Annotated in this window: 32 protein-coding genes and 1 pseudogene; 21 read left to right on the top strand and 12 right to left on the bottom strand. The window is 61.7% G+C overall.

All coding sequences use genetic code 11. The features are described 5' to 3' along the window. Nucleotides 1-60: 60 nt before the first annotated feature. Nucleotides 61-274, bottom strand: a pseudogene (locus tag A3AU_RS1000000138035) (SDR family oxidoreductase); the annotation flags it as partial. 5 nt (nucleotides 275-279) lie between these two features. Beyond that, nucleotides 280-408 (bottom strand): hypothetical protein, encoded by a 129-nt coding sequence (locus A3AU_RS1000000140765; protein WP_272481092.1) that lies wholly within the window; start codon nucleotides 406-408, stop codon nucleotides 280-282. A 3-nt stretch (nucleotides 409-411) separates the two neighbouring features. Between A3AU_RS1000000140765 and A3AU_RS1000000140140 the strand changes: the two genes are divergently transcribed. Together A3AU_RS1000000140140 and A3AU_RS0118455 are read left to right on the top strand one after the other, a co-directional pair. Continuing rightward, nucleotides 412-549 carry a hypothetical protein gene (locus A3AU_RS1000000140140; protein WP_209444658.1) on the top strand — a complete coding sequence of 46 codons (138 nt, stop codon included), beginning with the start codon at nucleotides 412-414 and terminating at the stop codon, nucleotides 547-549. A gap of 65 nt (nucleotides 550-614) precedes the next feature. Further along, nucleotides 615-1,010, top strand: a complete 396-nt coding sequence (locus A3AU_RS0118455; protein ID WP_027054183.1) for a rhodanese-like domain-containing protein — start codon at nucleotides 615-617, stop codon at nucleotides 1,008-1,010. Nucleotides 1,011-1,022: 12 nt separating this feature from the next. On the opposite strand, the gene A3AU_RS0118450 is transcribed toward A3AU_RS0118455, so the two are convergent. Next, nucleotides 1,023-1,934, bottom strand: coding sequence for an alpha/beta hydrolase (locus A3AU_RS0118450; RefSeq protein WP_027054182.1), 912 nt, complete (start codon nucleotides 1,932-1,934; stop codon nucleotides 1,023-1,025). A 47-nt stretch (nucleotides 1,935-1,981) separates the two neighbouring features. Here A3AU_RS0118450 and A3AU_RS0118445 point away from each other — a divergent pair, with 47 nt between their 5' ends. Beyond that, nucleotides 1,982-2,434, top strand: coding sequence for a MarR family winged helix-turn-helix transcriptional regulator (locus A3AU_RS0118445; protein WP_027054181.1), 453 nt, complete (start codon nucleotides 1,982-1,984; stop codon nucleotides 2,432-2,434). 16 nt (nucleotides 2,435-2,450) lie between these two features. Here A3AU_RS0118445 and A3AU_RS0118440 read toward each other — a convergent pair whose 3' ends face one another. Both A3AU_RS0118440 and A3AU_RS0118435 read right to left on the bottom strand, forming a co-directional pair. After that, nucleotides 2,451-3,062, bottom strand: coding sequence for a pyridoxamine 5'-phosphate oxidase family protein (locus A3AU_RS0118440; RefSeq protein WP_027054180.1), 612 nt, complete (start codon nucleotides 3,060-3,062; stop codon nucleotides 2,451-2,453). 62 nt (nucleotides 3,063-3,124) lie between these two features. Beyond that, nucleotides 3,125-3,478: a gamma-butyrobetaine hydroxylase family protein gene (locus A3AU_RS0118435; RefSeq protein WP_027054179.1), complete on the bottom strand. Its 354-nt coding sequence runs from the start codon at nucleotides 3,476-3,478 to the stop codon at nucleotides 3,125-3,127. Between the two features lie 195 nt (nucleotides 3,479-3,673). On the opposite strand from A3AU_RS0118435, the gene moaA reads away from it, so the two are divergent. The 12 genes from moaA (at nucleotide 3,674) to A3AU_RS0118370 (ending at nucleotide 13,025) form a co-directional block, all read left to right on the top strand. Next, complete coding sequence (gene moaA / locus A3AU_RS0118430) at nucleotides 3,674-4,669, top strand: GTP 3',8-cyclase MoaA (RefSeq protein ID WP_027054178.1); 996 nt, start codon at nucleotides 3,674-3,676, stop codon at nucleotides 4,667-4,669. Nucleotides 4,670-4,755: 86 nt separating this feature from the next. After that, on the top strand, nucleotides 4,756-5,199 hold the full coding sequence (locus A3AU_RS0118425; RefSeq protein WP_245235518.1) for a hypothetical protein: 444 nt from the start codon (nucleotides 4,756-4,758) through the stop codon (nucleotides 5,197-5,199). 119 nt (nucleotides 5,200-5,318) lie between these two features. After that, entirely contained in the window at nucleotides 5,319-5,678 is a 360-nt protein-coding gene (locus tag A3AU_RS0118420) for a hypothetical protein (RefSeq protein ID WP_027054176.1), read from the top strand. A 139-nt stretch (nucleotides 5,679-5,817) separates the two neighbouring features. Continuing rightward, nucleotides 5,818-6,738: a DMT family transporter gene (locus tag A3AU_RS0118415; RefSeq protein ID WP_027054175.1), complete on the top strand. Its 921-nt coding sequence runs from the start codon at nucleotides 5,818-5,820 to the stop codon at nucleotides 6,736-6,738. Between the two features lie 145 nt (nucleotides 6,739-6,883). Then, entirely contained in the window at nucleotides 6,884-7,510 is a 627-nt protein-coding gene (gene mobA / locus A3AU_RS0118410) for a molybdenum cofactor guanylyltransferase MobA (RefSeq protein WP_027054174.1), read from the top strand. Continuing rightward, on the top strand, nucleotides 7,507-8,010 hold the full coding sequence (mobB, locus tag A3AU_RS0118405) for a molybdopterin-guanine dinucleotide biosynthesis protein B (RefSeq protein ID WP_027054173.1): 504 nt from the start codon (nucleotides 7,507-7,509) through the stop codon (nucleotides 8,008-8,010). The genes mobA and mobB overlap by 4 nt, the downstream gene beginning before the upstream one ends. A gap of 158 nt (nucleotides 8,011-8,168) precedes the next feature. After that, nucleotides 8,169-8,954, top strand: coding sequence for an ABC transporter substrate-binding protein (locus tag A3AU_RS0118400; RefSeq protein ID WP_027054172.1), 786 nt, complete (start codon nucleotides 8,169-8,171; stop codon nucleotides 8,952-8,954). 80 nt (nucleotides 8,955-9,034) lie between these two features. Further along, complete coding sequence (locus A3AU_RS0118395) at nucleotides 9,035-9,754, top strand: ABC transporter permease (protein ID WP_027054171.1); 720 nt, start codon at nucleotides 9,035-9,037, stop codon at nucleotides 9,752-9,754. Next, nucleotides 9,751-10,572, top strand: a complete 822-nt coding sequence (locus A3AU_RS0118390) for an ABC transporter permease (RefSeq protein ID WP_027054170.1) — start codon at nucleotides 9,751-9,753, stop codon at nucleotides 10,570-10,572. The genes A3AU_RS0118395 and A3AU_RS0118390 overlap by 4 nt, the downstream gene beginning before the upstream one ends. A 227-nt stretch (nucleotides 10,573-10,799) precedes the next feature. Next, nucleotides 10,800-11,669, top strand: a complete 870-nt coding sequence (locus A3AU_RS0118380) for an NAD(P)-dependent oxidoreductase (protein ID WP_027054169.1) — start codon at nucleotides 10,800-10,802, stop codon at nucleotides 11,667-11,669. A gap of 6 nt (nucleotides 11,670-11,675) precedes the next feature. Continuing rightward, nucleotides 11,676-12,380 carry a DNA alkylation repair protein gene (locus A3AU_RS0118375; RefSeq protein WP_027054168.1) on the top strand — a complete coding sequence of 235 codons (705 nt, stop codon included), beginning with the start codon at nucleotides 11,676-11,678 and terminating at the stop codon, nucleotides 12,378-12,380. A gap of 81 nt (nucleotides 12,381-12,461) precedes the next feature. Next, nucleotides 12,462-13,025 carry a DUF3299 domain-containing protein gene (locus tag A3AU_RS0118370; RefSeq protein WP_027054167.1) on the top strand — a complete coding sequence of 188 codons (564 nt, stop codon included), beginning with the start codon at nucleotides 12,462-12,464 and terminating at the stop codon, nucleotides 13,023-13,025. A 38-nt stretch (nucleotides 13,026-13,063) separates the two neighbouring features. Here the strand turns inward: A3AU_RS0118370 and A3AU_RS0118365 are convergent, their stop codons facing one another. The 4 genes from A3AU_RS0118365 to A3AU_RS0118350 all read right to left on the bottom strand — a co-directional run bounded on the left by A3AU_RS0118365 (nucleotide 13,064) and on the right by A3AU_RS0118350 (nucleotide 15,547). Beyond that, on the bottom strand, nucleotides 13,064-13,555 hold the full coding sequence (locus tag A3AU_RS0118365; RefSeq protein WP_006205209.1) for an Lrp/AsnC family transcriptional regulator: 492 nt from the start codon (nucleotides 13,553-13,555) through the stop codon (nucleotides 13,064-13,066). A 107-nt stretch (nucleotides 13,556-13,662) separates the two neighbouring features. Next, the gene (locus A3AU_RS0118360; RefSeq protein ID WP_032917635.1) at nucleotides 13,663-14,337 is read right to left on the bottom strand and encodes a uracil-DNA glycosylase family protein; all 675 of its coding nucleotides are present in this window, start codon (nucleotides 14,335-14,337) and stop codon (nucleotides 13,663-13,665) included. Beyond that, a complete protein-coding gene (locus A3AU_RS0118355; RefSeq protein WP_027054165.1) occupies nucleotides 14,277-14,888 on the bottom strand; it encodes a glutathione S-transferase in 612 nt (203 codons plus the stop codon). Before A3AU_RS0118355 ends, A3AU_RS0118360 begins: the two co-directional genes overlap by 61 nt. 35 nt (nucleotides 14,889-14,923) lie before the next feature. Further along, nucleotides 14,924-15,547 carry a thermonuclease family protein gene (locus A3AU_RS0118350; RefSeq protein WP_027054164.1) on the bottom strand — a complete coding sequence of 208 codons (624 nt, stop codon included), beginning with the start codon at nucleotides 15,545-15,547 and terminating at the stop codon, nucleotides 14,924-14,926. 76 nt (nucleotides 15,548-15,623) lie between these two features. Here A3AU_RS0118350 and A3AU_RS0118345 point away from each other — a divergent pair, with 76 nt between their 5' ends. Continuing rightward, on the top strand, nucleotides 15,624-17,144 hold the full coding sequence (locus A3AU_RS0118345) for a sensor histidine kinase (RefSeq protein ID WP_027054163.1): 1,521 nt from the start codon (nucleotides 15,624-15,626) through the stop codon (nucleotides 17,142-17,144). Nucleotides 17,145-17,194: 50 nt separating this feature from the next. Continuing rightward, a complete protein-coding gene (locus A3AU_RS0118340; protein WP_027054162.1) occupies nucleotides 17,195-17,722 on the top strand; it encodes a GNAT family N-acetyltransferase in 528 nt (175 codons plus the stop codon). Between the two features lie 18 nt (nucleotides 17,723-17,740). On the opposite strand, the gene A3AU_RS0118335 is transcribed toward A3AU_RS0118340, so the two are convergent. Continuing rightward, entirely contained in the window at nucleotides 17,741-18,739 is a 999-nt protein-coding gene (locus A3AU_RS0118335) for a nicotinate-nucleotide--dimethylbenzimidazole phosphoribosyltransferase (RefSeq protein ID WP_027054161.1), read from the bottom strand. Between the two features lie 198 nt (nucleotides 18,740-18,937). On the opposite strand from A3AU_RS0118335, the gene A3AU_RS0118330 reads away from it, so the two are divergent. Both A3AU_RS0118330 and A3AU_RS0118325 read left to right on the top strand, forming a co-directional pair. After that, a complete protein-coding gene (locus A3AU_RS0118330; protein ID WP_027054160.1) occupies nucleotides 18,938-19,168 on the top strand; it encodes a DUF1289 domain-containing protein in 231 nt (76 codons plus the stop codon). A 75-nt stretch (nucleotides 19,169-19,243) separates the two neighbouring features. Next, nucleotides 19,244-19,951: a TIGR02281 family clan AA aspartic protease gene (locus A3AU_RS0118325; RefSeq protein ID WP_027054159.1), complete on the top strand. Its 708-nt coding sequence runs from the start codon at nucleotides 19,244-19,246 to the stop codon at nucleotides 19,949-19,951. Between the two features lie 2 nt (nucleotides 19,952-19,953). Here A3AU_RS0118325 and dusA read toward each other — a convergent pair whose 3' ends face one another. Then, complete coding sequence (gene dusA / locus A3AU_RS0118320; RefSeq protein ID WP_027054158.1) at nucleotides 19,954-20,952, bottom strand: tRNA dihydrouridine(20/20a) synthase DusA; 999 nt, start codon at nucleotides 20,950-20,952, stop codon at nucleotides 19,954-19,956. Between the two features lie 115 nt (nucleotides 20,953-21,067). Between dusA and A3AU_RS0118315 the strand changes: the two genes are divergently transcribed. Together A3AU_RS0118315 and A3AU_RS01000000135635 are read left to right on the top strand one after the other, a co-directional pair. Beyond that, nucleotides 21,068-22,129 carry a tyrosine-type recombinase/integrase gene (locus A3AU_RS0118315; RefSeq protein ID WP_027054157.1) on the top strand — a complete coding sequence of 354 codons (1,062 nt, stop codon included), beginning with the start codon at nucleotides 21,068-21,070 and terminating at the stop codon, nucleotides 22,127-22,129. A gap of 414 nt (nucleotides 22,130-22,543) precedes the next feature. Then, complete coding sequence (locus A3AU_RS01000000135635) at nucleotides 22,544-23,620, top strand: ImmA/IrrE family metallo-endopeptidase (protein ID WP_081709581.1); 1,077 nt, start codon at nucleotides 22,544-22,546, stop codon at nucleotides 23,618-23,620. Here the strand turns inward: A3AU_RS01000000135635 and A3AU_RS0118305 are convergent. Beyond that, nucleotides 23,607-24,754, bottom strand: a protein-coding gene (locus A3AU_RS0118305) for an IS3 family transposase (protein WP_154674576.1) whose coding sequence is annotated in 2 segments (ribosomal slippage) — nucleotides 23,607-24,505 and nucleotides 24,505-24,754 — 1,149 coding nt in all. Because the reading frame shifts where the segments join, the coding sequence is not laid out codon by codon here. The genes A3AU_RS01000000135635 and A3AU_RS0118305 overlap by 14 nt on opposite strands. Nucleotides 24,755-24,815 lie beyond the last annotated feature (61 nt).

Raw genomic sequence — 24,815 nt, 5'->3', positions numbered from 1 at the left:
CAACATCGTGACGGCGGGAGCGCGGGTGTTTTCGCTCCCGCCTGGAGAACCCCAGAGAAATCAGGCGTTGGCGCCGCCATCGATGGTGAATGCGGCGCCGGTCACGAAACGTCCCTCCGGGCCGGCAAGCCAGGCAACCATGCCGGCGATGTCGTCAGCCTTGCCGAATCGCGGCGTCGCCATCTTCTGGCGCTGGTGTTCGGCATGCGGTCCATCAGCCGGGTTCGCCGAGGTCACGTGCGAGAGCCTTGGTCAAACCGGTCTGGGCCGCGCGCTGCATCAGGATCCAACCAGGGCCTGGTCTGCGCCGACCTGCGCCGCCGCCGCGCCGAGAACCATTCCGCCTTGCAGAGGCGTCTCGAGCGGGGTGTTGCCGAAGGCGAGTTGCCTGACGGCTTCGATTGCCATGCCGTGGCCACCTTCTACGCCACGGTGCAGCACGGCATGTCGATCCAGGCGCGCGACGGCGCTTCGTGCCGCGCGCTGATGGCCACGGTCACTGGTGCGATGGCCGCGTGGCAAACGCTGGCAGCCACCGACAGCGCGTGACAAACGCCGGCCATTGTGCTGGAAATTCCAAAGAAAAAGCTAATGCGCGGGTGGGGAGGAAAAGCGTGAAAAAGGGGTATCGCGAACTGCTGGACGAGGCCAACGCCGAGATCGAGGTGGTTTCGCCAGAAGAAGCGGCAGGGTTGCTCGAGGACGAGGGCACGATCTTCGTCGACCTGCGCGACCCGCGCGAGGTCGAACGCGATGGCAGGATCCCCGGCGCCAAACATGTCACACGTGGCATGCTGGAATTCTGGATCGATCCCGAAAGCCCCTATCACAAGCCGTTCTTCGCCTCTGGCAAGAGCTTTGTTTTCTTCTGCGCCGGCGGCTGGCGTTCGGCGCTGGCGACGAAGACGGCGCAAGATATGGGACTGTCGCCCGTCAAGCATATCCTGGGCGGCTATACCGCCTGGAAGGCGGCGGGACTGCCGGTCGAACCCGGCGACAAGAAGAAGTAGCCCAGCCCCGGCTCAATGCAGCAATGACGGCTCGCGATGCTCCGCCACGAAGGCAACGGCGCGTTCGACAACGCCCTTGTCGGCGAGGATACGGCGGTGACCGAGACCGTCGGCCCAGTGCAACCGCACATGACCGCCGGCCCCGGCGTAGCGTTTCGCGTGCTCGGCCGGCACTTCGCGGTCATCCGGCGCATGGATCACCAGCGTCGGCACCGGCGCCTGGGCGAGTTGTCGGTCGCCGGTGAATTCATGCAGCGGCCGGCCGGACAGATGTTGCACGCGGTCCGCCATGGCGACCTGCGAACGCGGCCCGACATTGAGCAGGCGGCTGAAGTCGGCGAAGATCGCCGGCAAGGAGCTTGGTGCCGCGATCAGCACGAGATGTCCGGCTGCCAGCGGTGGAATGTTCTTGACCGAACCGGCAATGGCATTGGCGGCGACGGCGCCACCGAAGGAATGCCCCACCGCCGCGACAAACGGGCCGAACCATTCGCCGGCGACCCCTACGGCTTCGACCGCATTGACCATGTTGAGGTGCCGGCCCTGCGAATGGCCGTGGCCCGGCAGATCAAGCGAAACGACCCTGTAGCCGGCCGAGCGATAGCCCTCGATCAAGGCGCGCATGTATTCCGTGCGCGAACGCCAGCCGTGAACGACAAGCACGGTGCCAAGAGCCTCGCTGCCCGGCTCCGGCCGAAATTCGTGCACCATCACGCAGCCGGTCCTGGTCTTCAGCTGATGATGGCGCGCCTCGGTCATGAACTCCGCGGCGCGGCCGATGGCGCGGCGCTCGCCGTCGGTCAGCGTCCTTGCGCTTGGCGTGCGGCAGAACAGCTCGAACGCCGCGCGCCCGCTGATGCGCGGCGCAATATGTTCGGCCGCACCAAATACGCTCCGGATGACCTTCAGCCCGATTGATGCCATAGTGAGAATCCATCCATACGTTCAAGCATGAACATAATAGTTCAAAGATGAACAATAAACAAGAGCTACCCTGGGACAACCCGCGTTTTCGCAACTGGGTCGCGGTGGCGCGCGCCTGCCATGTGCTGGAGCGCACGCTGGCGGTGAAGCTTGCGCCGCTCGACCTGAAGCCGGCGCAGCTCGACGTGCTGATGAACCTCTATCGCCACCCCGGCATGTCGCAGCACGACCTTGCCCGCAAGCTGCTCGTCGGCCGCTCCAACATCACCATGCTGCTGCCGCAGTTGGAGGCGCGCGGCCTGCTGCGCCGCGAAGGCGACGAGAAGGACAAGCGCATCCTGCGGCTCGCCCTGACCGAAGCCGGCGAGGCGCTGCTGATGCAGGCGCTGAAAGTGCATATGACGCTGATCGAGAAGGCGATGAGCCAATCGACGCCGGAGCAATGCGACATGATCGGAGAGCAGATGCGCAAGATCTATGAGGTGCTGAAAGAGGCGTGACTGCCCGTTCGGTCACTCACCACATCGTTTTCTTCGCCCGCTCTGGCCATTCCTTGTCGTATGCCTCGCCGTCGATGTTCTTGCGGCTGGTGACTTCCAGGATTTTTCCCGGCGTCGGCAGCGATTTCGGATCGACATGTTTTGCCGGGTTCCACAGATCCGAACGCACGATGGCGCGGGCACACTGGAAGTAGACCGAATCGACATCGACCACCGTTACCGAGCGCGCCGGCTTGCCGTCGATGGTGAACGAGGAACACAGCGCGGAATCGGTCGTAATATGGGCGCGGCCGTTGATGCGCAGCGTGGTTCCGGAGCCCGGCACCAGGAAGAGCAGGCCGACACGCGGATCCCTGATGATGTTCTTCAGCGAATCGGCGCGGTTGTTGCCGCGCCGGTCGGGCATCATCAATGTCTTGCGATCGACGATGCGCACAAAGCCGGCGAGATCGCCGCGCGGCGAACAGTCCAGGCCCTCCGGCCCGCTGGTGGCAAGCGCGACAAACGGCGAAGCCTCGATGAAGGCGGCGTATTCGGGAATGACGTGGTCGAGTTCCTTGACCACCGACGCTTCGCCGGGCAGGCCATAGAGCGCTTCGAGCTGTTCGACCTTGGTGATGAGCGACATCTTTTTGTCTCCGAACCTCTGCCGGCGCTACCCCAGATGTGTGACGCCTTTACGACGCCAGTTTAGCGGTCGCGGCTCAAGCCCTTTTCCGCCAGTTCCGCCAGATAGGCGTTCCAGCGCTCATCCTTCTCGTGGCCGAGCGTGTGCAGGTAGTTCCAGGTGAAGATACCGGTGTCGTGGAAATCATCGAAGGTGATGCGCACCGCATAGTTGCCGACCGGCTCGATCTTCAGGATGGCCACATTGCGCTTGCCGGGAACGGTCACCCGCTGCTCCGGCGAATGGCCCTGCACCTCGGCCGATGGCGATGCCACACGCAACAGCTCCGCGGGCAACTCAAACGGGTGGTGATTGGGAAAGGTAACCGACAGCAGTCTGCGGTCCTTGGAGACCCTGAGTTCTTTTGGCGCGGTCATGCTGTTTGATCCCGTATCGATTGCCTCTCCCTACGCCGCTTCGCGAAACGGGAAAAGTCCCGATAGACGACCGACACACGGTGTCGGCTGCGGGATGTTACCAAAGATCGAGAAGCGGTATCTTGAATGGCGGACTGGATCGTATCACATAGCTGTATATAACGACGCCGGTAACGGCCACGGAAACGCTCGAACATGAACATGATCGACCCCTTCGGTCGCACGATCAGCTATCTCAGAGTGTCGGTCACCGACCGCTGCGATTTCCGTTGCACCTATTGCATGGCGGAGGACATGACCTTCCTGCCGAAGAAGGATCTGTTGTCGCTGGAAGAGCTGGACCGGCTCTGCACCGTCTTCATCGAAAAGGGCGTCAGGAGGCTGCGCCTGACCGGCGGTGAGCCGCTGGTGCGCAAGAACATCATGCATCTGGTGCGCCAGTTGTCGCGCCACCTCGACAGCGGCGCGCTGGAAGAACTAACGCTGACCACCAATGGCTCGCAGCTGTCGCGCTTCGCCGCCGAACTCGCCGAGTGCGGCGTCAAACGCATCAACGTCTCACTCGATACGCTCGATGCGGACAAGTTCCACCAGATCACCCGCTGGGGCCATCTCGGCAAGGTCATGGATGGCATCGACGCGGCTCAGGCGGCCGGTCTGAAGGTCAAGCTCAACGCGGTGGCGCTGAAGGATTTCAACGACGCAGAACTGCCCGAGATGATGCGCTGGGCACATGGCCGCGATATGGACCTGACCGTCATCGAAACCATGCCGATGGGCGAGATAGACGCAGACCGCACTGATCAGTATCTGCCGCTGTCGCTGCTGCGCGCATCGCTGGAGCGCCAGTTCACGCTAACCGACATTCCCTTCAAGACCGGCGGCCCTGCCCGCTATGTCCGCGTCGCCGAGACCGGCGGCAAGCTCGGCTTCATCACGCCGATGACGCATAATTTCTGCGAAAGCTGCAATCGCGTCCGGCTGACCTGCACCGGCACGCTCTATATGTGCCTCGGCCAGGAGGATGCGGCCGACCTGCGCGCGCCGCTGCGCGCATCCGAGGGCAACGAACTTCTCGCCGACGCGATCGACGAGGCCATCGGCCGCAAGCCGAAAGGCCATGATTTCATCATCGACCGCCGCACCAGCCGGCCATCAGTGTCCCGGCATATGAGCGTCACCGGCGGCTGATTTTTTCGATGATTCGTGCAACATCGCCTTTGGCTCGATTGGCTTTAAGGCGAGACATGCGGCGACTTTCTTCTTTCCTGGCAACTGTGGCTATCATTGCGGCAACCAGTGCAGCCGCCGCTCCTTTCACCTATGTGAACGAGCGCTTTGGCACCGTCTGCACCTTTCCCGACGAGATCTTCACCGATCGTCAGCCCGAGCCCGAAAATGGCGACGGGCAGGTTTGGCTGAGCGCGGACGGTGCCAGCCTGACTTGCTCCGGCATCCTCAATGTCGACGATGACACGCCGCAAGGCTTTGTCGCCGATGAAAGGGCCAGCAAGGAACCTGGCTATACGGTCACCTACAGCAAGACCGGCAAGAACTGGGCGGTGCTGTCGGGCATGAAGGATGGAAAGGTCTTTTACGAGCGGCGCCTGTTCGGCAGGGATGGCGTCATCCGCACGGTCTGGATCGATTATCCCCCGGCGCTGAAGTCGAAATACGACAGGCTGGTCGGCGCGATTACCGGCAGTCTCAAGGGACCGTGAGTATTTGGGATCACACCCCAGAAAAAGTCTTGTTCGAAAAGCGCCGCCGGATTTACGGCCGGCCTGTTCCGGCCTAGCCTTTCCCTTGAAGGCGGCTCATCGCCGATAGGGGGAACATCATGCGCAAACTCATTGTTTCTCTTGCATTGCTCGGCTTCACGGCTCTGCCCGTGGCGGCCCAGTCGATCGGCGGCACCTACACCGTCGCCGGCACCAATTTCGATGGCTCGGCCTATGACGGCGAGGCCACCATCACGCTGACCAGCGGGACGACCTGCGCGATCCACTGGGAAACCGGCGGCTCGTCGTCCGACGGTATCTGCATGCGCAATGACGACGCCTTCTCCGCCGGTTACGTGATGGGCAAGGATATCGGGCTCGTCGTCTACAAGGTCGAGGAGGATGGCTCGCTGCATGGTCTGTGGACGATCGCCGGCAAGGAAGGCAACGGCACCGAGATACTGACGCCGAAGAAATAGGCGTCGCCGAGGCCAGACAGAATCCGCGCCGAATCCAGGACCCACAATGACGGATGCCGTGGTCCTGGCCCAGCCCTTTGCCATTGCTGTTTCGTGGTGGGCTGTTACAGGCTTGCTTGCCCAGCAACCGGTAGATGTCTTGCCTCTGTCCCCAAACCTCCGCGGCGCGTTGTTCATGATGGTGGCGATGGTTGGCTTCACGCTCAACGACGCCATCACCAAATACTCGTCGCAATCGATGAACATGGCGCAGGTGATGCTGATCAGAGGAGCATTTGCCTCACTCTTCGTCGGCCTGCTGGCCTGGCAACGTGGCGCGCTTTCGCGGCCGCGCTTGATGCTGCAGCCGCTGGTGGCGATCCGCGTGCTGGGCGAAGCGGGCGCCACCGTGTCATTCCTCGTTGCGCTTGCCCATTTGCCGATCGGCAGTGTCTCGGCCGTTCTTCAGGCGCTGCCGCTGGCTGTGACCATGGGGGCCGCGCTGTTTTTCGGCGATGCGGTCGGCTGGCGCCGCTGGCTGGCGATCGCCGTCGGCTTTGCCGGCGTGATGGTCATCGTCCGGCCGGGCTTCGAAGGCTTCAGCATCTATTCCCTTTGGGCGCTGTTGAGCGTCGCCTGCTGCACCGTGCGCGATCTCTCCACCAAACGCATCCCTCAAACCATACCGACGATGCTGGTCTCGACCGCGACCGCACTGGCAATGACCTTCGTCGGCGCGGTGCTGTTGTCACCGATGGGCGGCTGGACGCCGATGACGGGCAAGAGCACGGCGCTGCTGGCGCTGGCCGCGGTGCTCGTGCTCATCGGTTATCAGTTCATCATCATGGCGATGCGCTCGGGCGAAATCTCGTTCATCGCGCCGTTCCGCTACACTGCGCTCCTCTGGTCCATCCTGCTTGGCCTGATCGTCTTCGGCGACATACCGGACACGCCGATGATCGTCGGCGCGACAATCGTCGTAGGCTCGGGTCTCTACGCACTCTATCGCGAGCGGGTTGTCGGCCGGCGAAGGATCGTCGCCGAAACGACAGGGCCGGCCATGGCGCCGGATGGGATCTAATGCATGTCGCCCAGAAGTGTGCAGCGGTTCTGGGATAACGACATGCATCAAGACAAAAGACTAAAGTGCGTCGCCTGACTCCGTTTCAGCGCGACGCACTTTAGCCGGGTCTTGCGATTTCCGGCGGCTGGCGTACAGGCGATGCATGAGTCGAGATATTGCAGGGATCGTCCTGGCCGGTGGCCAGTCGAGGCGGATGGGAGGCGGCGACAAAAGCCTGCTGCCGCTTGGCGACGGCAGCGTTCTGGATCAGGTCCTGTCGCGCTTTGGCCCGCAGATCGAAACCCTGGCGCTGAGCGCCAATGGCGATCCCCAACGCTTTTCCCGTTTCGGACTGCCGGTCCTTGCCGACGCCGTCGAAGGCTTTGCCGGGCCGCTTGCGGGCATCCTGACCGGTCTCGAATGGGCGGCTGCCGGAACGTCTTGCAAGGCGGTCGTCACCGCCGCCGGCGACACGCCCTTCCTGCCCGTCGATCTGGTCGACCGCCTGGCGGAGGCCGCCGGCGAACATCCGGGTTCGATCGCCGTCGCCTCTTCGGCCGGCCGGTGGCACCCGACCTTCGCGCTGTGGCCGACCGAATGCCGCGACACATTGCGGCACTTCCTGGTCGATGAGGACAACAGGCGGGTTTCGAGCTTCATCGAGCGCCACAAGCATCTTGAGGTGGAGTTCCCGATCCTGCAATCCGCGGGGCTCGATCCTTTCTTCAATATCAATGTGCCGGACGACCTTGCCGAGGCCGGACGTCTGTTGCAGAGCATGACATCATGAACATCTTCGGCGTCACCGGCTGGAAAAACTCCGGCAAGACCACACTGACCGAAAAGCTGGTCGCGGAGCTTGTGCGGCGCGGCTGGAAAGTTTCGACGGTCAAACATGCCCATCATGATTTCGACATCGACAAGCCGGGCGCCGACAGCTTCCGCCATCGGCAGGCCGGCGCCACCGAGGTTGCGATCGTGTCCGGCAATCGATGGGCGCTGATGCACGAATTGCGCGGCGAGGATGAGCCGCCGCTGGAGAGCATCCTGTCGCGGCTCGCCGCATGCGATATCGTGCTGGTCGAAGGCTACAAGCGCGAACCCCACCGCAAGATCGAAACGCGGCGCCTGGAGGCGAAGGACCGGGCCCCGCTTTCGGCGGGCGATCCCAATATTGTCGCCATCGCCGCCGATTTCACCGTCACCGACAAGAGCCTGCCGGTATTCGACCTCGACGACGTAAAATCGATAGTCGACTTCATCGAGCGCACCACCGGCCTCGTTGCTTGAGAACTAACCTAACGGCAGAACCCCATTACCGATTTCGGTGGTTTTGCAGTTGCTTTTTTCTTGGAAAGAGTGGGAGTATCGCTGCAGCGGGCGGTCAAAAGCACCGCCCCACAGAGCCGTTTCGGAACGACGGCCGGGACCATAAAGAGAGGACTATCATGCGTATTGCACTGCGTATCGCGCTCGCCGCATCGGCTGCGCTGCTGACGCTCAGCGTAGCCCAGGCCCAGGAGAAGACCCTGCGGATCGGCACCGAAGGCGCCTATCCGCCCTTCAACAACCTGACCTCCGACGGCAAGCTCGTCGGCTTCGACATCGACATCGCACAGGCGCTTTGCGATCAGATGAAGGTCAAGTGCACCTTCGTCGCCCAGGATTGGGACGGCATCATCCCGGCGCTCCAGGCTGGAAAGTTCGACGCCATCGTCGCCTCGATGTCGATCACGCCGGAGCGTAAGGAGAAGGTCGACTTCACCCACAAATACTACAACACGCCCTCGGCGCTCGCGGTGCCGAAAGACTCGACGCTGAAGGGCGTGACCAAGGAAGACCTCGCCGGCAAGACCGTCGGCGTCGCCACCACGACCACCCATTTCAACTATGCCTCGAAAACCTACACCGACAGCACCGTGAAGGGCTATCCGAGCAGCCCCGAGGAGCAGGCGGATCTTGCCAATGGTCGCCTCGATGCCATCGAAGACGACATCGTCGTGCTGCAGCAATGGCTGGATACGCCCGATGGCGCCTGCTGCAAGATTCTCGGCCAGCCGTCGCCGCAGCCTGTCGAAATCTTCGGGCCGGGCGCCGGCATTGCCGTGCGCAAGGGCGAGACCGATCTGGTCAACAAGCTCAACGAGGCCATCGACGCCATCCGCGCCAATGGAAAATACAAAGAAATCAACGACAAGTACTTCAAGTTCGACGTCTACGGCGCCGAGTCCTGATAAACAGGATCGAGACGGCGGGGAAATTCCCCGCCGTCTTTCTATTCGTCGTGGAAATGCCGTGGAGATAAGATCCGTCAATGCCAGCCCAAAGCATATGGACACTGCTCAGTTGGGGACCTGATGGCTGGAGTGACGATATTGCGTATGGCGTCGTAGTAACGGTTCTGCTTGCGCTGGCGACGCTCCCCATTGGTTTGACGATTGGCTTTTTCATTGCGCTCGGCAAGCAATCCGAAGAGCCCTCGCTGCGTCTTGCCGCCAATATCTACACCACGGTCTTTCGCGGCCTGCCGGAACTGGTGACGCTTTTCCTGTTCTTCTTCGGCGTGCCGATCCTGCTGCAGCACCTCATCCGGTATTTCCGTCCCGAAGCGACCATTGACGTCAACAGCTTCATCGCCGGCATGATCGTTCTCTCGCTGATCTTTTCGTCCTATGCCAGCGAGGTTTTCCTCTCGGCCTTCCGTGCCATACCGAAAGGCCAGTATGAGGGTGGTTATGCCATCGGTCTTTCCTACGGGCAGACAATGCGCCTGGTGATCTTGCCGCAGTTGCTGCGCATCGCGTTTCCCGGTCTCGAGAATTGCTGGCTCAGCCTATTGAAGGACACGTCGCTCGTGTCGGTCGTCGGTCTGGCGGAGACGTTGCGCAACGCCGGCGTGGCCGCCCGTGTCACCAAGCATTCGTTCCTGTTTTATGGCGTGGCGGCTTTGGTCTTTCTTGCTCTGGCCGTCGTGTCGTCCTTTGCCACCAGCGCCATTTTGCGCTCGCTCGGCAAACGAGAGGCTCAACGATGAGCGCGACCGCCATCCTGGTCGAACGGCCGCCGCCACGAGCCCGCGGCTGGCCGCGAAGGCGCATCGTCGGCTACGCGCTGGTCTGCTTGTGGATCGCCTTTGGCCTCGGCATCGTCAGCTACCTCGTCTTTGCCTGGAACGCCGCCTTCTTCGCCAAATATGCGCCGGCCTATCTGCAAGGACTTGGCGTCACACTGTCGTTGGTCGCCATTTCGATGGTGGTTGGCGCCGTTATGTCCGTGCCTGTTGCGTATGGGCGCATGTCGAGGAACCGGATCCTGTCCGGTCTGGCCTATTGTTACGTCTATTTCTTCCGCGGCACGCCGCTGCTGGTTCAGACTTTTCTGGTCTATTACGGTTTGGGGTCGTTCAGACCGGAACTCCAGACGATCGGGCTGTGGGATTTCTTCAAGGACGCCTTCAACTGCGGCGTCTTCGCCTTTGCGCTCAACACGGCCGCCTACCAGGCCGAAATCCTGCGCGGTGCCATCGAAAGCGTGCCGAAGGGCCAATGGGAAGGTGCTGCCTCGCTCGGCCTGCACAAACTCCAGACGCTGCGCAAGATCATCCTGCCGCAAGCCCTGGTGGTCGCCTTGCGGCCCTACGGCAATGAACTGATCCTCATGGTCAAGGCTTCGGCGATCGTCGCCATCATCACCGTCTACGATCTGATGGGTAATGCAAAGCTCGCCTTCGCCAATTCGTTCGATGTCCAGGCCTATATCTGGGTCGCGCTGGTGTACCTTGTCATGGTCGAGTTGTTGCGCCATGCCATCGAATGGATCGAGCGCCGCATCACCATCCACCTGAAACGCTGACTGGTTTCCATATTGGCTGCACCGGTGGATCAGTCCACAGGCGTCTTGACGAATTGAGCGCAGGGCCTAGAGCCGGATGATTTCAGGTCAAATCGACCTGAAATCTGAATCCGTCTCTAAATTAAAGAGATAGAGCATGATGTCGTCCGAAAACCGCTTCACACTTTTCGGCATCATGCTCTAGAGCTTTCGCAGCAAATTCCGTTTCCGTCTGAAGGGCAAGCTCAATGGCATCTGTGGCATTTCTCGGTCTTGGCGTGATGGGCTATCCAATGGCCGGTCACTTGAAGAACAAGGGTGGCCACGACGTCACCGTCTACAACCGCACCAAGGCCAAGGCCGAGCAATGGGTTGGCCAGCATGGCGGCAGCCTTGGGGTGACTCCTGCGGAGGCTGCCAGGGACAAGGACTTCGTCTTTTCCTGCGTCGGCAACGACGATGATCTGCGCTCGGTGACGACAGGTCCCGAAGGCGCCTTCAAATCGATGAAGAAAGGTTCCGTCTTCATCGACAACACCACGGCCTCCGCCGAGGTCGCGCGCGAGTTGGCGCAAGCCGCGCAAGCGGGCGGATTTTCGTTTCTCGACGCGCCGGTTTCCGGTGGCCAGGCCGGTGCCGAAAACGGTGTGCTGACCGTCATGGTTGGCGGCGACCAGGCTGCCTTCGACAGAGCCAGGCCGGTTATCGATGCCTATGCACGCATGGTCGGGCTGATGGGATCGGCCGGTGCTGGCCAGCTCACCAAGATGATCAACCAGATCTGCATCGCCGGACTGGTGCAGGGACTGTCCGAAGGCATCCATTTCGGCAAGCAGGCCGGGCTCGACATCGAGAAGGTGATCGAGGTGATTTCCAAGGGTGCCGCCGGCTCCTGGCAGATGGAGAATCGGCACAAGACGATGAATATCGGCAAATATGATTTCGGCTTTGCCGTCGACTGGATGCGCAAGGACCTCGGCATTTGCCTGGCGGAGGCCGACCGCAACGGCGCAAAACTGCCGGTGACCGCGCTTGTCGATCAGTTCTACAAGGACGTGCAGGCAATGGGCGGCAAGCGTTGGGACACGTCCTCGTTGTTGGCTCGGCTGGAGAAGTAGGCGGCCATGTCCCTGCCCGCTCCAGACTGGACGGCGCACGACATCATCGCGCATCTACGCTCAATCGGCACCGAAGAAAACCGCGTCGGCATGGCACGGTTCGGCATCAATACGGCCAGCGCGCTCGGCGTCGGCAACGCGGATTTGCGGCCCTTGGCGCGCAAGCTGAAGCGCAACCATGAGCGATCCCTAACGCTGTGGGCTAGCGGCATTCGCGAAGCACGGCTGATGGCGGCGTTCACCGGCGAACCGGCGAGGATCACCATTGAGGAATGCCGCCGCTGGGCCGGCGATTTCGATTCCTGGGAAGTGGTGGACACGGTCTCCGACCTGTTCGTCGACACGCCGTTCTGGCGCGCGCTGATCGAGGAGTTCGCCATCGATGAGCGCGAGTTCGTTCGCCGCACGGCCTTTGCCATGCTGGCCTGGGCGGCCGTGCATTTGAAAAAGGAGCCCGACATTACGTTCCTGTCCTATCTGCCGTTGATCGAAGCCCATGCCCGTGATGAGCGCAATTTCGTCAGGAAAGCGGTCAACTGGGCGCTTCGGCAGATCGGCAAACGGTCAATCAACCTGCACGCCCCTGCCCTTGCCCTGGCGCAAAGACTTGCCGCCTCTCCGGACAAGACCGCGCGCTGGATCGGCAAGAATGCGGTGAAGGAACTGTCGGACGCCAAGACGCTCGAACGCTTCGCCACCAGAAAAATTTGATGCTGCCAACATCCGTTGATCCGGCTCGAGCATTGACGCCATTGGCCTCGGCGTCTTTACTCCTAGGCAAAGGAAGCGGCCATGAACCATTTCAGATCAAGCTTGGCGCTCGCCGCCGTGCTGTCGCTCTCCGCTGCCGGCGCCTCGGCCGAGACCATGCATATCTTCTGGAAGGATTTGCGCCCGCCCACCCAGGCGGTCGCCGAAGACGCAAACCTTCCAATGATCGCGGCAAAGTTGCCCGACCATGGCGAGACATTGTCGCTCAATTTGCAGGACAAGACGATACAATTAGCCGGATATGCATTGCCGGTCGATCGCGACGGCGATCTCGTCTATCAGTTCCTGCTGGTGCCCTGGACCGGCGCCTGCAGCCACATGCCCACGCCGCCGCCCAACCAGATCGTTCTGGTCACCCCAGCCCATCCCTACAAGATGTCGCAAGCCTACCAGTCGGTCGCCGTCACCGGTGCCCTGAAGCCGGACATGGAGAAAAGCCAGCTGTTCATTCTGGACGGCGTCAGCGTCGTCCAGTCCGGCTACAGCGTGCGCAAGGCCGAGGTGGTCGGCGTCGATACTGTGCCGGATACCGTCACCCTACCGCTGAACTCGCCCTGGAGCTTCCTCAACAAAAAGAAAAATTGAGGCAATTCCAGCCAAAACCGGCGCTCGAGGACCAGTCCTCAGGCGGCGTTGGCCCCCGATTCCTTATCCAACACCATGTAGTCGAGCGGGATTTCGGTCGTGTACTTGATCTGCTCCATGGCAAAGGACGACGACACGTCACGGATCTCGATCTTGGCGATCAGCCGCTTGTAGAAGGCATCGTAGGCGGCGATGTCGGGCACCACGACGCGCAGCAGATAATCGACGTCGCCGCTCATGCGGTAGAACTCGACCACCTCGGGAAACTCCTGGATGACCTCGGAAAACCGCCGCAGCCACTCATGGCTGTGCGAATTGGTGCGGATCGACACGAAGACGGTGACCCGCACATTGACCTTCTCATGATCGAGAATGGCGACGCGCCGCTTGATGACGCCCTCCTCCTCGAGCTTCTGGATACGGCGCCAGCACGGCGTGGTCGACAGGCCGACTTTCTTGGCGACATCGGCCACCGCGAGCGTCGCGTCCTCCTGCAGGAGGCGAAGAATTTTTCGGTCAAGGCGATCCATTAGAGGCTCCTGGGGAATAGTTTCGCTATATTCCCTCTTATTCGAGGCTTTCACAAGAAAGAAATTCTGCCAATAGCTGCTAAAGCGAGTGATTTCTTGCTCAATGTCTAGCCGATGCGATGGCGGATTTCCGAGCGCAGGAAAGGCAGCAAATCCATTTCAAACCACGGATTCTGCTTCAGCCAGCCGCTGTTGCGCCACGATGGATGCGGCAGCGGCAGCACCTTGCGGCCGGCCGAATTCGCCCAGATGGCGCGCCAGTCCATCACCGTTTCCGTCAGCGAGGCGCGGCGCCCGGCGCCCATATGCCAGGACTGCGCGTAGATGCCGATCGTCAGCACCAGGTCGATCGACGGCATCAGCGCCATCAAGGGTGCGAGCCAGGCGGGCGCGCATTCGCGCCGTGGCGGCAGGTCACCGCCCTTGGCGTCCTGGCCTGGAAAGCAGAATCCCATCGGCACGATGGCGAACTTTCCAATGTCGTAGAATTCGTCGCTGGTCACATCGAGCCAGTTGCGCAGGCGGTCGCCCGAGGCGTCGGTGAACGGCATGCCCGACGCGTGCACCTTGGTTCCCGGTGCCTGGCCGGCGATCAGGATGCGGGCGCTGGACGAAGGGCGCAGAACCGGTCGTGATTCGTGCGGCAAGCGCTTGCCGACGGGATTTTCGACGCAGATGCGGCAGGCCCGGATCGTCGTGGCAAAACTGTCCAGTTCCACGCTCAAGCGGCGGCACTCGGGCGGCTGGAGATCGCCTTGTGCCAGCGCAGCACATTGGTGCATTCCTCCGGCACCTTGATGCGCGCCGGCTTCATGAAGTCGATCGCGATCAGGCCGGTGATATCGGCAATCGAATAGCTGTCGCCGGCGGCGAACTCCCGTTTCGCCAACTCGCCGTCGAGGATTTTCAGGAATTCGATTGCCTTTGGTTTGTTGGCCTCTCCCCATTCCGGGATTTGCGGAATTTCCCATTCCTTCATGGCCGGATGGATATGGCGAAACGCCTGGGCGACGCAGCTGAGCAGGTTGAATTCCATCCGCCGCTGCCACATCTCGACCTGCGCCTTGCCAAGCGCGCCACGTCCGAACAGCGCCGGCTCCGGATGCAATTCCTCGAAATAGCGGCAGATGGCGACGGATTCGGTGATGACGGTACCGTCGTCAAGCTCCAGCACCGGTAGGCGTTGCAAGGGATTGCGCGAACTCACCGTTTGGCGCTTGTGCTCCAGCGCTCCCATGTCGACGGACACCAGGGGAACCGCGACGCCTTTCTCGGCGAGGAAGACGCGTACCCGTCGCGGGTTGGGCGCTCGGCCGCCATCATAGAGCTTCATTCGATCCTCCTTGTCCCGTTCCAGGCTAACGCACTTCACCGGAAGCGAAAAAACTCCCGCAGGGCATCGCCGATCGACGCCAGTGTGCCGTGTTTTCGCTCCACCACCTCACCGTGATGGCTGTCGCGCCAGTCCTGCGGCTGCTCGAACGTACCTGCCCAGATACCGACCTTTGCCGCGCGAGCGGTCGCTTGCTCATTTTCGAAGCCGCCAAAGGCGACGGCCCAGCCCGCTTCGACCTGGGCACGGTTGAGGTCCACACCGCCGGCCTTGCAGTCGCCGAGCAGCCGGCCATAGCGATCCCGCTGCCAGCCGCTGCAGGTGACCGGTCTGCCGGCAATCAGGCGCACCAGCGATTGGCGCGCAAGCGTACCACAGGCATAATCGGCACCGTTTCTGCGGCAGGTCTGGGTGTATTCCGGGGCATCGATGCCGCGCATGCGGATGCGCTCCGCACCGAGTGTGATCGAATCGCCGTCATTGATGATGGCAGCCCCCTGCGTCTGCCGCGTCTCTACCCGGTCGAGGCGTGCCGCCAGCAAGATCAGCAATCCCAGAATGACGGCCGCCAATCCATAGTCCAGCAGTTTGCGCCATAGGCTTCTCGGACCCGGTGCCGCGTAGCGCCGGCGCGATCTTGGCGACCAGGAACGGCTCATATGGCAAACGGTTGGTTAATCATTCGAACGTAGCTTAACACATTGACGTCGCTGCACGCATAAATTGAAGCTTTTGATGCCCTTGCAACGCTCGAACACAGCGGACAAGTTCATTGTGGACCGCAGGAAACCGCATCGCAACAGCGATGTGGCGCGTGCGGTTCGCAAGACGCGCGACCGTCTCTCGCAGCAAGCCGGCAATCCCGATTTCGACCGCGAACTGCTAAAACTCCACGCCGGCGCCATGACCAGCGGTGCCGTGGCCATACCGTTGCTCGTCCTCGCGATCGCCGCGGCCGGTCGCTTCGTCGGCGTCGGCAACGAGATCGGCCTCTGGGCGCTGTTCACGCTCACTTGCTATACCATCGTCGTCTTCATGGCGCGGCGCATCGAGCGTAGGGAAGCTTCCGAGCTCAACCCTTTGCAAACGCGACGGGAATTCCTGGCCGGCCATTTCCTGTGCGGCCTCGGCTGGGCCTGGTTCGTCTGGCTCGGCTGCGGCGTCTGCGCGGTCGACCAGTTCCAGGTGATCAAGGCGGTGGTGTTGCTGTTTGCCATGGCCGGGACCGCTCTCATAGCATCATCGCTCAGCGGCGCGCTGCTGGCGACATTTGTCGTGCCGGTGGCGCTCTATGCCTATGTCGGCGCCAAATTGTGGATGCCGGTCGAGGCGGTCATGGCCGGGCTGCTTGTCGTGTCGCTGCCCTTCTTCGCCTATGTCGCCCGTCAACTCAACCGCTCCTCCCTGATGCTGTTGTCGTTCCGCTCCGAAAAGGATGCGCTGATCGCCGAGCTCGATACGGCGAAATCGATGTCGGATGAGGCGCGGCGGCGGGCCGAGGATGCCAATCTGGCGAAATCGCGTTTCCTCGCGTCGATGAGCCATGAACTGCGCACGCCGCTCAACGCCATTCTTGGCTTTTCCGAGGTGATGGCGAACGAAGTGCTGGGGCCGATGAGCAATCCCACCTATCGCGACTACGCCCATGACGTGCACGACTCCGGCCAGCATCTGCTCGACCTGATCAACGAGATCCTCGACCTGTCGCGCATCGAGGCCGGCCGCTACCAGCTCAATGAAGAGCCGGTGATGTTGCTGAACATCGTCGAGGACTGCTGCCACATGATGGAGTTGAGGGCGCGCAACAAGGATATCCGCGTTGTCCAGGATTTCGAACAGACATTGCCGCGGTTGTTCGCCGACGAGCGCGCCGTGCGCCAGATCACGCTCAACCTTCTATCCAATGCCATAAAATTCACCGCCACCGGCGGCGAAATCCGCGTCCGTGTCGGCTGGACGGCGGGCGGTGGCCAATACATATCGATCAAGGACAACGGCCCCGGCATCCCTGAGGACGAGATCCCGGTGGTGCTCTCGGCCTTCGGCCAGGGCTCGATCGCCATCAAGAGCGCCGAACAGGGCACCGGCCTCGGCCTGCCGATCGTCCAAGGGCTGCTCGCCATGCATGGTGGCGAATTCGAGCTTCATTCCAAGCTGCGTGAAGGCACCGAGGCAATCGCCATCTTCCCGCTGAGCCGGGTGATGGAAGAACTGCCGGCACTGCCGACCGCGGCGGTTGCGGCGCGACGGCGGTAACGGATCGGCCAGCCTGCCAGCTCCGGCCAGGAAGTGGAACGCGGACCGCAATGACAGCAGATTGGGATGCCAGTAGCGTCGAAATCAAATCGGGGCGGCTTCGTCTGAAGTTGTTCACGGCCGACGATGCTGAAGATGTCTTTGCCGCAATCACGCCCGCAATCACCCGTTTTATGCAGTGGGAACCGCCTCGATCACCAACTGCCTTCGCCGAGGTGTGGCGATCCTGGCTGGCGCCGATCCTTGATGGATCGGATCTGCATTTCGTCGTGCGTTCGTTGGCGGACGATCGCTGTTTGGGGCTTGTCGGCCTTCATGCGGCACAGACCGCCTCTCCCGAAATCGGAGTTTGGATAAGGCAGGACGTACACGGAAAAAGCATTGGCCGGGAGGCGGTTGCCGCTTTGGTTACGTGGGCGTCCAACGACCTCAATCCGGATTGCTTCGCGTACCCTGTCGCCGAAGATAACTTGGCTAGCCGAAGAATTGCCGAAGGCCTTGGTGGCTCGATCGTCGAGACTCGCTCCAATGCGAAATACATTTCGGTGATCTATCGAATTCCCAATCTCAGGCGGTGAGTTGCCGAAGACCAAGATCTAACCGCGCACGGCCGCCGCCATGCCAGAACTGGTCAGCGCCGCCGCCTTGACCAGGCCCGCGCCAAGTGCTGCCCCTGCCCCTTCGCTGTGGCTTATGCGGAGGTCAAGCAGGGGAAGCAGGCCGAGCCGCTCGGCGGCCTTGGCGTGCGCGGGCTCCGGCGACAGGCTGGCGAGGAGACAATGATCCAGGGCTCCAGGATTGGCGGCGTAAAGCACCGCGGCTGCGGCCGTTGCGGCGAAGCCGTCGAGCAGGACGGGAATCTGCTGCATTCGTGCCGCGAGGATGGCGCCGGCTATCGCCGCGAACTCACGGCCAGCGACACGGCGCAATACCTCCAGCGGGTCGTCGAGATGGCCATGGTGAAACGCTAGCACCGCATCGACCGCCTCCGCCTTGCGTGCCTGCATCGCCGCATCGGCGCCGGATCCCGGGCCGACCCAATCGGACCCCCTGCCCCCCATCAGCGCTGCGAAAAGTGCGGCGGCGACAGTGGAATTGCCGACGCCGAGATCGCCGAGGCAAAGCAGGTCGGTGCCGCCGGCGATCGCTTCCATGCCGAAAGCCATGGTTGCCGCGCAACCGCGCTCGTCGAGCGCGGCATCCTCGGTGATGTCACCGGTCGGGATGTGCAGGGCGAGATCGAACACTTTCAGCCCGAGGTCGTTGGCGATGCAGATCTGGTTTATCGCCGCACCGCCGGCCGCGCAGAGCTCGACCGCGTCGGCCGTCGCCGCAACCGGGCGTGGCGAGATACCGTGCCTGACAACACCATGGTTGCCAGCAAAGACTGCCATGAGCGGCCGTGTCACGGCGGGCGGTGCCCGCCCGCTCCAGGCAGCAAGCCACGCAGCAATGTCCTCGATGCGGCCGAGCGAATGGGCCGGCTTGTCGGCCTTGGCAAACAGTGCGCGCACGCGCGCTTCGGCCTTGAGGTCGGCTGCCGGCAAATTGTCGAGCAGGTTGCGAAAATCGTCGAAAGGCAGCGTGCTGGTCATGTCGTAAGCAAATCATTCCTCAAGTTGGAGAGCGGCATAGCCGCGTTGCGTGATCGGCACAACCTCTCCCAAGCATCCGCCATGTTTGCCGCAAAGATGGCCTAGGACGGCGCGATCGCGAGGGCTTGCATTGGCTTTGCCGTTGCACCATGTGGAGGTGGAAGAGCGGAGCCTAGGCGGATCCCTCGAGAGAAAGTCATGACGGCCATCGAATCCCCCTGCATCCTGGTCTGTTCGATCGACATGAAAACCGGCTTCTGCTTCGGTTGCGGTCGCACGCGCGAGGAAATCGGCGCCTGGATGGGAATGACGCCGGAAAGCCGCCGTAATGTGATGGCCGAACTGCCGGCTCGGCTCGAAACGGTCGAACGCCGGCCGCGCCGGGAAACGCGCCGCACCCGAATGGCGCGCGAACGCGACCTACTCTAGGCTCTTTGTTTTAAACGCAATTCCCGTGGGAAAACCGCTTCACACCTTTCCCGGAATTGCTCGAGCGAGGCATGGATGAGCAGCCGGTTGTTCTGGATCGTCATGGCGGTGATCGGCGTGGGAGCGGTCTTGCTCATGCTCAACGATTCCCGAGGCAGCACGCTTGGCGTCGAGAACTATGATTTCGGCCGGCTGATCTGGCTTGGCGCTTTCGGCGCCCTCATCGGTGCCGGCCTGCTGCGGTCGGGCCGCCCGTTGGGCGACATGGCTCGCAATCTTGGCACCTGGGCGGCAATCGTGCTCGCGTTCATCGCCGGCTACCAGTATCGCTACGAACTGCAGGACGTTGCCAGCCGGGTGACCGCCGGCCTCGTTCCCGGCAGTCCGCTGGCGCTCGGCGTCGAAGACGGCCACGCCACGGTGACCCTCGACAAGGCCGACAATGGTCATTTCGAAGCGCGCATCCTGGTCAACGGCAATCCGGTCAGGGCCATCGTCGACACCGGCGCGACCAGCACGGTACTGACGTCGGAAGACGCGCAGGCCGCCGGCTTCAATCCGGCGGTACTCAACTACACGATACCGGTTTCGACCGCCAACGGCATGGCGCGCGCCGCGGCTGTCAAGACCGGCGAATTGGCCATCGGCGGCATCGTGCGCAAGGACATGCCGGTGATGGTCGCGGCACCCGGCATGTTGAGCCAAAGCCTGCTCGGCATGAACTTCATCGGCTCTCTGTCGGGCTTCGACGTGCGCGGCGACCGCATGATCTTGAGGGACTGAGGTCAGGCCGCTTCGGCTGCTGTTCCACCGAATTCGACGGCCGCGAAAGCCGTCTTCAGCACGTCCGGTCCGGCGCCGGGCCGATTTGCGTCGGTCGACAGGATCTGGCGGTAGCGACGCGCACCGGGCAGTCCGTGGAACAGTCCGACCATATGGCGGGTAACGTGGCCGAGCCGCCCGCCCTGTGCGATGTGACGCGCCGCATAGTCCGCCATCGCATCGATCAGCGTAGCGAAATCGAACGCCTCGGACTTCGCGCCGTAAAAGCCGGCGTCAACGCCGGCCAAGATGCCTGGTGTGTGGTAGGCGGCGCGGCCAAGCATGACGCCATCGACATGATCGAGATGCGCCAGCGCCTCCGCAAGTGACTGGATACCACCGTTGATGCCAATGAATTCGTGTGGTTTTCTGGTTTTCAAGCGATAGACACGGTCATAATCGAGCGGCGGGATGTCGCGGTTTTCCTTGGGGCTCAGCCCCTCCAGCCAAGCTTTGCGCGCATGCACCCACAAGGCGTCGGCGCCAGCCTCGAAAACCCCGTTCGCCAGCGCGTCGAGCGCCGGCTCCGGATCCTGTTCGTCGACGCCGATGCGGCATTTGACGGTGACGGGGACTGTCACCGCCGCTTTCATCGCCGCGACGCAGCCGGCGACGAGGTCGGGCACTTTCATAAGGCAGGCGCCGAATGTACCCGACTGGACGCGGTCCGACGGGCAGCCGACATTGAGGTTGATCTCGTCATAGCCGAACGCCTCGCCGATACGCGCCGCTTCGGCAAGCTTTGCAGGATCCGACCCGCCGAGTTGCAAGGCGACGGGATGTTCGGCATCATCGAAACCAAGCAGCCTCTCGCGCGCGCCATGGATGACGGCGTCGGCCACCACCATCTCGGTATAGAGCAGCGCCCGGCTGGTCAGCTGGCGATGGAAGAACCGGCAATGTCGGTCCGTCCAATCCATCATCGGGGCCACGGCCACTCTATGCTCTTGATTTTTCATCATTTTTTCTTTAACATCAAATTCTTAGCACCTGCCGAGTGCACACGAAATTACGCCAGAATACGACCCTTTTCGCTACGTTTCGATCTCTCAGTGCACACGGAGCGCACACGAAAATATGGCCACCTACACAAAGCTCTCGTCCGGCTCCTGGCGTGTCCAAGTCCGTCGCAAAGGTCGCTACGTCAGCGAGACTTTCCTGCGCCGAGACGACGCACGGCGTTGGGCGACCGAAACAGAGCGCCAAGTCGATCGCGGTGAGACGCTGACCAAGTCCCGTATAGCGCGCCTGAAGACCTTCGGCGAACTTATCGACCTTCATATCGACGACATGTGCGATGTAGGCAAGTCCCCTCGCCGCTCCAAGGCCGCGGCCCTCGATATGCTCCAACGGCATCTGGGCAAGTGCAACCTCGCAGCGCTCGATCGCGAACGGCTCATTCGTTTTGGTCGTGACCGCGCCGCCCAAGGTGCGGGACCGATGACCCTCGGTATCGACATCGGGTTTATAAAACTTGTTCTGACTCACGCCGCTGCGGTCCACGGCCTGCCCGTCAAGGTCGAACCGGTCGATTTCGCGCGTGTCGCCCTAACGAGGCTCGGTCTCGTTGGCAAAGGCCAGCAGCGAGATAGACGACCGACACAGGAGGAACTCGACAAGCTGATTGATCATTTCGACGCAAACCCTCGCCAAATTGCACCGATTAGCCAGATCATTCGGTTCGCCGTCGCAACCGCGATGCGCCAAGAAGAGATCTGCAAGGCGCGTTGGTCCGATTTGGAATCTCGCACGCGGATGCTTCTTGTCCGCGACAGGAAGGACCCTCGAAACAAGAGCGGCAACAATCAGCGCATACCGCTGTTCGCAGCCACTGGCTATGACGCGTGGGCCATTGTTGAGGAGAGGCGGACAAAGCGCAGCAATGACGATGATCGAATTTTCCCGTTCAATCATAGGTCGGTCGGCACAGCCTTCCGTCGAGGTTGCGGTGACCTAGATATCCACGACCTTCATTTTCATGACTTGCGGCACGAAGGAACGAGCCGCCTATTCGAAGCTGGCTTCACAATCGAACAGGTAGCGTTGGTTACAGGGCACAAAGATTGGAAGATGCTGCGACGCTACACGCATCTAAAGCCCGAGACGCTTCATGCTATCCACGCGGCGAAGGCTGCATAGTGGAGTGAGTGGGGCGTCGGGCTGCGTTGACCGCTGTGATCCCCCAACTAAGGGATAAGGCTTCGAAGGAACTGAGGTTTTGTAAACCGAAGGTCGCGGGTTCGATTCCTGCCGGGGGCACCAGCCATACAGTCGTAAGTTATTATTTCTGCTACATAATTTGACATACTGCGCATCGCGGTTATCTGCCGCCGACAAGCAAATGGGGCGTTTGTGTAAGGATTTGTGCAAGGCAGAATGCCTCCCCTATAGGCTTGTTAGCGCGAATCTGACCCTTCTATTGGGTCGCAAGCGGGACCTCCCAGCGCCTTTTCGAGCATGACCGGGAGGCAACGCCACCCTCGGTCAAACAGCGTTAACCGGACGAACAGTTGCGACGGTCATATTGACAGCTGTGATAGAGTGCCAACGAACATGACAAAGAGCACCCTCGCCTATATCAACCCAGCAATCTTGCAATGGGCTCGGGACCAAGCCCGCCTCAGCCCTGGGACGGCAGCGGAAGGTATTGGCATATCTGTCGACAAGCTAGAGGCCTGCGAATCCGGCGACAAGCAACTGACGTTCCCGCAGTTCTTGGCCGCAGCGAACTTCTACAAGCGCGCACCCGCAATCTTCTATCTAAACGAGCCTCCAGCTGGATTTCAGCCGATCCAGGATTTCCGTCGCCTTCGCGAGACGCCGGAGGACGCATTCAAGTCTGGCCTAGAGTGGGCCATCCGACAGGCCCGCGAACGCCGCGAACTGGCCCTTGAGCTTCGCAAGGACTTGGGCGAGCCGGTACAGACATTTGAATTGCACGCTGGCGTCAAAGACCATGTTGAGACCGTAGGCGCCGCGATCCGCACTTATCTCGGAGTGACGCAAGCCCATCAGCAGACCTGGCGGGCTAAGGCATTCGACAACTGGCGCACGGCGATAGAGGCCAAAGATGTGCTGGTCTTCATGGTGCCACGCTTGGCGCTAGCCGAAATGCGCGGCGTGGCGATCGCGGAATCCCAACTGCCGGTTATCCTCATCAATTCCAAGGACCGCACCAACGGGCGGACGTTCACGTTGTTGCATGAGTTCTGCCACCTGGTTGTTAGGGCAAGTGGCATCAGCGGTCTCGACTTCGTCGCAGCCGAACCGGCCAACGCCGTCGTGGAGCAATTCTGCAATGCCGTCGCCGGCGCAGCCCTGGCCCCCAGCGACTGGCTACTAAGTGAGGAGTTGGTGCGCGCCAAGGGTCAGGTGAAAACGTGGGACGATGATGAACTCGCCGCTTTGGCCGGCCGCTTCGGGGTCAGTCGCGAAGTCATCCTGCGCCGGTTGCTGACCCTCGGCCGCACGACACAGGCATTCTATGAAAGCCGGCGCGCGAGCTTCCAGGCTGAGTATGACGCTCTTGGTGAGAAGAAGAGCAGCGGCGGTCCAGAGCGGCACCTAGTCGTGCTTAGCCAACTTGTGGCCTGCTGCCGGTTTTTCGGACACCTGGTTAAGCTAACATAGCTTTCTCCTCGAACTCGACAGGGCTCATATAGCCCAACGTCGAGTGCCGTCGCCGAGGGTTGTAGAAGCGCTCGATGTAATCGAACACGTCGGCCCTTGCGTCATCCCTCGTCCTGTAGACCTTGCGGGCTGTCCGCTCTGTTTTCAGCGACGAGAAGAAGCTCTCCATCGCAGCATTGTCCCAGACGTTGCCCGACCGGCTCATCGAGCAGGTGATGCCGTGATCGGCCATCAGCCGCTGGAACTGCTCGCTCGTATATTGGCTGCCTTGGTCGCTGTGGTGCAGCAGGCTGTCGGGCCGACCTCTGCGCCAGATCGCCATGAGCAGCGCGTCGGTGACGAGCTGCGCCGTCATCTCCGCCTTCATCGCCCAGCCGACGACGCGCCTGGAGAACAGGTCGACGACGGCCGCAACGTAGAGCCAACCTTCAGCGGTCCAGATGTAGGTGAAGTCGGCGATCCACTTCTGGTTCGGGGCCGATGCCTCGAAGGCGCGGTCAAGGAGATTGTCCGACACTGCCGCTCGCTCGCCCATGTCCTTCGGCAGTCCGCGGCGCCGAGGCCGGGCCAGCAGAGCGTTCTGACGCATGAGCCTCTCGACGCGATGCAGGCCACAGGAGAGACCCTCAGCCAGCACGTCATGCCAGACGCGCCTGGCGCCATAGGTTCGGTCGCTGCTCTTGAAGCTGCGATCAATCGCCGTCACCAGAACCTCGTCGTGCCGGGAGCGAGCGCTGGGACTGCGATTAAGCCAGGCATGGAAGCCTGAGCGGGACACATCCAGCGCGCCGCACAACCATGCCACCGGCCAGATGTTCCGGTGCCTCGCGATGAAAGCGAACCTCATGTCACTTCCCTCGCGAAGTAGGCTGCGGCCTTTTTTAGGATGTCGCGCTCCGCCTTCAGCTTCGCGACTTCCTTGCGCAGCCGGTCAATCTCGAGCTGCTCCGGCTTCATCTGCCCATGGCCGGGAAACGCATGCTGCGGATCCGTCGACAGATCGCGCACCCATTTGCGCAGCACGTTCTCGTGGACATCGAGGTCGCGGGCAGCCTGGGCCACCGCAACGCCCCGATCCTTGATCAATCTCACCGCCTCAAGCTTGAACTCGCGGCTGAACTTTCTTCTTTGCATTCCCACTCTCCAGTTCCGTCAAACACCTTATCTCGGTGTCCGAAAAACCGGCAGCAGGCCA

Source organism: Mesorhizobium erdmanii USDA 3471 (assembly GCF_000472705.1).
Lineage (GTDB): Bacteria > Pseudomonadota > Alphaproteobacteria > Rhizobiales > Rhizobiaceae > Mesorhizobium > Mesorhizobium erdmanii.
This window is presented reverse-complemented; position numbering and strand designations above follow the sequence as displayed.